This is a genomic window from Finegoldia sp., assembly GCF_046991905.1.
Classification (GTDB): Bacteria; Bacillota; Clostridia; order Tissierellales; family Peptoniphilaceae; genus Finegoldia.
This window is the reverse complement of the sequence record NZ_JBKWZF010000077.1, coordinates 1-6206: the sequence shown is the minus strand read 5'-3', so window position 1 is coordinate 6206 and position 6206 is coordinate 1. Positions and strand designations below refer to the sequence as shown.

Annotated in this window: 6 protein-coding genes; all 6 read right to left on the bottom strand. The window is 37.7% G+C overall.

Annotated features, from left to right (window positions below):
• On the bottom strand, positions 1 to 223 hold a 223-nt coding region (locus ACLUJM_RS12460), incomplete at its 3' end, for a hypothetical protein (protein WP_412412940.1).
• Positions 220 to 972: a WecB/TagA/CpsF family glycosyltransferase gene (locus tag ACLUJM_RS12455; RefSeq protein ID WP_278766993.1), complete on the bottom strand. Its 753-nt coding sequence runs from the start codon at positions 970 to 972 to the stop codon at positions 220 to 222. The genes ACLUJM_RS12455 and ACLUJM_RS12460, both read right to left, overlap by 4 nt.
• A gap of 656 nt (positions 973 to 1628) precedes the next feature.
• Positions 1629 to 2897 (bottom strand): D-glycero-beta-D-manno-heptose 1,7-bisphosphate 7-phosphatase, encoded by a 1269-nt coding sequence (gene gmhB / locus ACLUJM_RS12450; protein WP_120092681.1) that lies wholly within the window; start codon positions 2895 to 2897, stop codon positions 1629 to 1631.
• Positions 2898 to 2919: 22 nt separating this feature from the next.
• A complete protein-coding gene (locus ACLUJM_RS12445) occupies positions 2920 to 3957 on the bottom strand; it encodes a GDP-mannose 4,6-dehydratase (protein ID WP_120092679.1) in 1038 nt (345 codons plus the stop codon).
• Positions 3958 to 3981: 24 nt separating this feature from the next.
• A complete protein-coding gene (locus tag ACLUJM_RS12440; protein WP_165868687.1) occupies positions 3982 to 4845 on the bottom strand; it encodes a sugar nucleotide-binding protein in 864 nt (287 codons plus the stop codon).
• Positions 4846 to 4950: 105 nt separating this feature from the next.
• Positions 4951 to 5865 carry a hypothetical protein gene (locus ACLUJM_RS12435; RefSeq protein WP_412412939.1) on the bottom strand — a complete coding sequence of 305 codons (915 nt, stop codon included), beginning with the start codon at positions 5863 to 5865 and terminating at the stop codon, positions 4951 to 4953.
• Positions 5866 to 6206 lie beyond the last annotated feature (341 nt).

Below are 6206 nucleotides of genomic sequence, written 5' to 3'. Positions count from 1 at the left end.
CTTGTAGTACGATAGCTGGATTTTTATTTTCTATATCTGGAATCTCGTAAAACAATGCGTCTAGCTCTTCAACTTTTTTTAAATTAAATCCACTTGCGGCACAAACAATTACCTTATTCACTTTTCCTCTAAATACATCGCATAATTGAAGTACAAGGTTTTCTGTTCCGCCGTGCTGAGTTGATCTCGAAAAAATCAATATATTCTGATCTATTAAATTCATTTCACTTTCCTATACTTCCATACAAGTCTAACAATCTGAAGATCATCAATAATATAACGTTTAAACATTCTCTTCGGTTCACTACAAAGCCGGTATAGCCACTCCATTCCAATTTTATTAATCCACTTCGGTGCTCGTTTCTGTACACCTGCTTCGAAATCGATAGTTGCACCAATCGAAAAGGACATTGGAATTTGATATTTGTACATATTCTCATAAATGAAAATATCCTGCTTTGGTACTCCCATTCCCACGAACAATAAATCCGCCTTTGAATCTAATAATATTTTATTTATTTTGTCAATTTCATATTGATCTTTTTCAAATCCAAATGGTGGTGAGTATGTACCAGCTATATTTAATCCAGGATATTTCCGTTTCAAATTTTCTGCCGCTTTTACAGCAACACCTTCTGCCGCTCCAAGCAAGAAAACTGAATATCCTTTTTTTGCAGAAACTCCACACAAATCTGAAACTAAGTCAGAGCCACATATTTTTTCTTTAATTGGTCTGCCATAAAGTTTTGCGATCCAAAGTAATGGCGTTCCATCTGTTAATAAAAGTTCTGCATTATTACAAATCTTTTTGAAATATGAATTTCTTTCTATACGGATAATCTGATCAACATTTGGTGTGATGACATGTCCAATTTTTCTTGTCTTGATACAATCCTCTATATAAGCAATTGCTTCTTGCTCTGTGATATTGTCTATATATGAATTCATGAATGGCATTCTATTTAAGCCCATGTCATCTAAACTCCTCATTTTCCAAAGAAATGCTCTTCAAGCATCAAGCAAAAACATTGGTATATCGGCAGTTGAATTTCCTGGTTCATACATGTTTCTGTTTTCCCTGCTTTCACATCAACATCTACAACTCCTGCAATTTCTTCGTCTTTTGCTCCGGTGAAACCAATGCTTTTTATCCCAGACTATTACGCTTATGACATTCTTGCTATTATCAGATATAGAGATTCTAAGAAACACATCTTCTTCACGACCATAACCAAATACTGCTGTGCGAATATGCTGTAGCCACCTACATAATTTATGTATGGAGAAGTAAGTGCCTAGAGTGCGACCGGCGATATTATAATCAGTTCACATGCTAGAGATCCTTAGCAAGTACAGTCCCTCTTACTGGAACTATAATTTTTAACCTGTCTGCATACTATGCACTGACTGGATGTGAAACCTAAAATCTCTTTATTAGCATTCCTGAAATAAACTCTTAACCTGCTGCTGAGCCATCATTACCAGCACTTAAAGGCTTTCCTCCATTCTCATAGAACACCTGCATGATAAACTACATATTAATAATATCCTACTCTACGCTCTTCAGTACTCGATATCTTTTAATTAACAATTACACATGTTTCTGCAACTTACTCTCTAATACATACTCAATCCCCCAATATTTCATTTATTATTCCAAGTAAGTTATTACCTGTTATGTTCTGACTGAACTCATCATTTCCAATAAGTGCTGTCTTGCATCCTGCAGCTTGACCTGCTTTAACATCATTCTCACTATCGCCAATCATCCAAGAAATACTAAGGTCAATGTTTAAGCATTCCGCAGCTTTTATAAGCATTCCAGGCTTCGGTTTTCTGCAGTCACAGTCTATTTTTAATTCCTTAACCTCACCCACATGTCCTTTGCGTGGATGATGAGGGCAGAAGTAAATACCATCAAGGTACACCCCCTCTAATCCAAGCAGAGTTTCCATTTTATTATGAATCTCCTGTAATTCTTCAAAACTAACTTCACCTCTTGCAATCACCGGCTGATTGGTAATAACAATGGCTAAATACCTACTTCTATTAATCTTACCGATTGCATTTGCAACACCATCTATCAGTTCAAAATCCTCTATTTTCCTTAAAAATCCCACATTTTTATTAATTGTTCCATCACGGTCTAAGAAAATCGCTCTCTGTTTTCTCTTAAGATTCTTTCCAGCAACCACTCCATCTGCAAAATCTTTGCAAACTGCTTCATACCGTTCTGGGGTTCCCATGTCCTTCACATACTCTGAACTGTCATAACAGAACATCTTTCCAGTTCCTGCGAGAGGCTTTAGGATCTGATAATCCAGATCATTTTGAAGAGTATAGTCCTCCTGCTCTAATACATTTGGTGACATAACATGAATACCAGCATTTATCCTATTCTGGTAATACTCTGGTCGCACATCTTCTTTCGTCAGCAACTGTTCTACTACTCCATCCTTGTCGGCTATAACCAGTCCACTGTCATATGGATGGCTATTTGGATGAGTGAACAACGTTACCAGCCCCCTCTTTTCTTTGTGGTATGCAACCATACGATTAAAGTCAATATCAAAAATCGCGTCTGCATTCAAAAGAAGAAAATCTTCTTTTAGCTTATCTTTTAATCGAAAAAGAGCACCTGCATTACCCAAGGGGCGCTTCTCTATGAAATACTCAATATGTACGCCTAAGTTTGAGCCATCACCAAAATAATTCATGATGATGTGACCGAGATGACTTACCGTAATAATAAAATCATCAAAACCTTGTTCTTTCAGGCATCGGATTTCTCTCTCTAATACTGGAACTCCACCAATTTTGAGCATCGGCTTTGGAATGTCACTTGCCACAGAGGAAATACGAGTTCCTTTTCCACCGGCCATAATTACAACTTTCATCTCAAATGCATCCTCCTGTAAATTATCGTGTAAGAAACTGATGTCCTTTGCCTACCCTTTCTCTCCAATAATCAAGAAGGTCATGCATTGTCTTTTCAAATGAAATTTCCGGTTCCCAGCCAGTATGTGCCTTAAATTTGCTACAATCTGGTATTTGAAGATCTGCATCAATCGGACGAAGTCTCTCGATATCAGTCTCAATACTAATTTGTTCCTTAATTATGGAATAGGAAATTAATGTGTTCAAAGTGTCTCCAACCTCACAAGAGTATGCTCCACCGATGTTGTAATACGCTCCTGGAATCGGATCTACAATTACCAGCATGAAATAAGCTCTTACTGCATCACGTACATCTGCATATGTTCTCATAGACTTAAGATTTCCGACCTTGATAATCGGAGCAACAAGACCTGCTTCTGCCATAGCAATCTGCTTTGCAAAGGTAGACTCATGAAACACATCTCCACGACGAGGTCCAGTATGTGTAAACATACGAGTTGTCATAACTGTCATACCATAGGCATCAGCATAGTATCTGCCAAGGAGATCCGTTCCCACCTTAGAAATCGCATAAGGTGATGCCGGATCAAATGGGCATTCCTCATTGATTCCCCCCTCTGGAATCTTTTTCGCTGCGATTTTTCCAAATACCTCAGAGGAAGCACAAACATGAATGACTGGCTTGTAGGATGTATCTTTTACCATCTCAAGATGAATTGCCTCTAAAAGACGACATGTTCCGATGATATTGGTGTTCAGAGTATCAATCGGAGCTGTAAAACTTGTAAGCGGATAACTCTGGGCTGCAAGATGAAACACATAATCTGGTTTAATATCACGGATGACTTTGAGCAATGATATTTCATCATTAAGATCTGCATATTCAAAGAACACTCTATCCCCAGCATTTACTCTAGGCAGCAGATGTTCAACATTATCGAGTGGACTTCTCCATCTGCAAACACCAAAAACATCCCAATCCGTATTCTCTAGAAGGAAATCTGTCAGATGGGAACCAACCATACCTGTAACACCAGTAATTAACGCTTTTATACTCATTTTTATTTTCTCCCTTTATATGATTTACTTATTTAAAACTGTAAGTTCTTTTTGAATTTTTTCAGTAAATGTGTTATCTTCAAGAATTCCATATTCTTGCATATATAAACTTTTCATCTGTGTTGTCTTAGGGCGATTCTTATAGAAATCACCCTCAGGTAATGTAATGGAATATTTTAACTTTCCGTTAAAGTATCTGTTCAGTTCATCTGCTATACGTACTCTACTTACCAATTCTTTACCAGCAACGTCCAACACAAATGGTTTATACTCATCAAAGTGCTTTGCAAACCATTGCACCACATCAACAACATCACTGACCACAATAACATTTCTATAGAATGGGTGGAAAATATCTGCTTCATCGCCGGACTCAATACATTTTAAACAATAACTAATGAACCTATCCTTTGTAGATGCTACATAGGAAAGTCTTATTACTTTAAAATGAGGATTATTCTTAAACTCATCTTCAATTGCTTTTTTCATTTTCCCATATGAAGTCTGTGCATCCGTTAAAGATCCTTCATCATAAATCTTACCCTGTATGTCACCAAACACCGCATCACTTGAAAGAAACAGGACTTTGCAATTTCTTTTCAATGCTTCATAAATAAAATAAGATGTTCCTGTCACATTGATATTCCAACAGAAATCATATTCTTGAGCACATTTATCGGGACTTGAAATTGCCGCCGTAAATACAATAAAATCTATACCATTCAGACAGCTATAATCAAAATTTTCTGGCTCAGCAAGATTTATCTTTGCATCTGCTGTATCATCTTGAGCAATTTTCAAAATCTGATCTATGTCTGGATCACTCTCAAGTCGTTGTCGTAAAAATCCAGCTATATAGCCAGAGCTACCTACAATTGCAATTTTCAAAATTTTTTCCTCCATTATTTTTCAACTTTAGGTATATAATCCTCAGGGCTATAATGAATTACCCGTGTGCCACCATTTTCGAACTTAAATGGTACATAGAGCAGATTATGCATAGCAGCCATAACAGAATCTTGATATTCTGGCTGTACGTAAAATACTAGGAATCCACCACCACCAGCCTGAGAAGTTTTCCACCGAGAGCACCGCTTCAACTCCCTTCTGATAGCACTCATCAATACTTCCATTTGAGATAGATGAGCCTGTCTGTTTCTTTAACTTCCATGTATGATCAAGTAGACGACCGAAATCATCAAGGTCTTTTCCCTTATCAACAAGCACTGCTTCTGCTTCATCAACGAGAGACAGCATCTCTTTAAGCTGTGTTTCTTTCTCTTTCACAAATACATTGTTTGTTTTCTGAACATCAGAAGAGAAGCGAGTGAATCCGGTAAAGAACATCATCAGATTGTTATTTAATCTCTTTTTTCTTTCTGGACTGATGATGACCGGAAGGACTTCATACCCATCTGCGTTGAAGTTGATTCTATTGAATCCTCCGAAAGATGCTGCGATCTGATCCTGCCAGCCACCAGCTTCGTCGCAAAGAACACGCTCTAGGTAAATGGCTTCATCAGCGAGTTTCTTCTTATCTGCATATTTTCCTTTTAGTGCATAAAAAGCATTAAGCATCCCAACAGCAAAAGAACTACTGGTTCCCAAACCAGAACGAGCTGGAAGATCGGCTTCATATGTTAAACGTAATTCATGCATATCAAGCATCTTCATGGCATTACGAATAGCTGGATGCTGAATATCATCTATATTATTCACATGCTCCATTCTGGAATAGGTAAGATCTGTAGAATAGTCAAAGAACCGCGGCAGGTGGCGTACGGTAACATATGCGTACTTGTCAAGAGTTGTAGAAAGAACAGCTCCGCCATTCTTTTTAAAGAAACTCTCCATGTCTGTTACACCACCAAAGAAAGACATTCTAAACGGTGTCTTCGTAATAATCATCACAACTAATCTCCCTCTTATATCTTTTTGAACTTATCTTTACAAACACCTGCTATTACAGATGCTTCTTAATCCCTTGATAAGCCTATATCGACCATTAGTTACCTCATAACCTATATCTGTTCCGATATTATATCTACCGCAATTACTTTACGATACTGTGAAAGAAACGTTACAAAAAGTCAAACCAACATATCCCGCTATCACAATAGTGTAAACCTCTTTTATAATGATCTCATCTTCTTACTCCTCCACCCTAACCACCAAATCCCTAACCTCCGACCGGTTCCCATCCGAATCCACCGTATACAACGTCACCGGATACTCCCCCGCCGCATTCA

Excerpts from the sequence above, each read along its gene's own strand:
- ACLUJM_RS12455 (WP_278766993.1), bottom strand. The coding sequence starts at position 972 with ATGGGCTTAAATAGAATGCCATTCATGAATTCATATATAGACAATATC.
- gmhB (WP_120092681.1), bottom strand. The coding sequence starts at position 2,897 with ATGAAAGTTGTAATTATGGCCGGTGGAAAAGGAACTCGTATTTCCTCT.
- ACLUJM_RS12445 (WP_120092679.1), bottom strand. The coding sequence starts at position 3,957 with ATGAGTATAAAAGCGTTAATTACTGGTGTTACAGGTATGGTTGGTTCC.
- ACLUJM_RS12435 (WP_412412939.1), bottom strand. The coding sequence starts at position 5,865 with ATGATTATTACGAAGACACCGTTTAGAATGTCTTTCTTTGGTGGTGTA.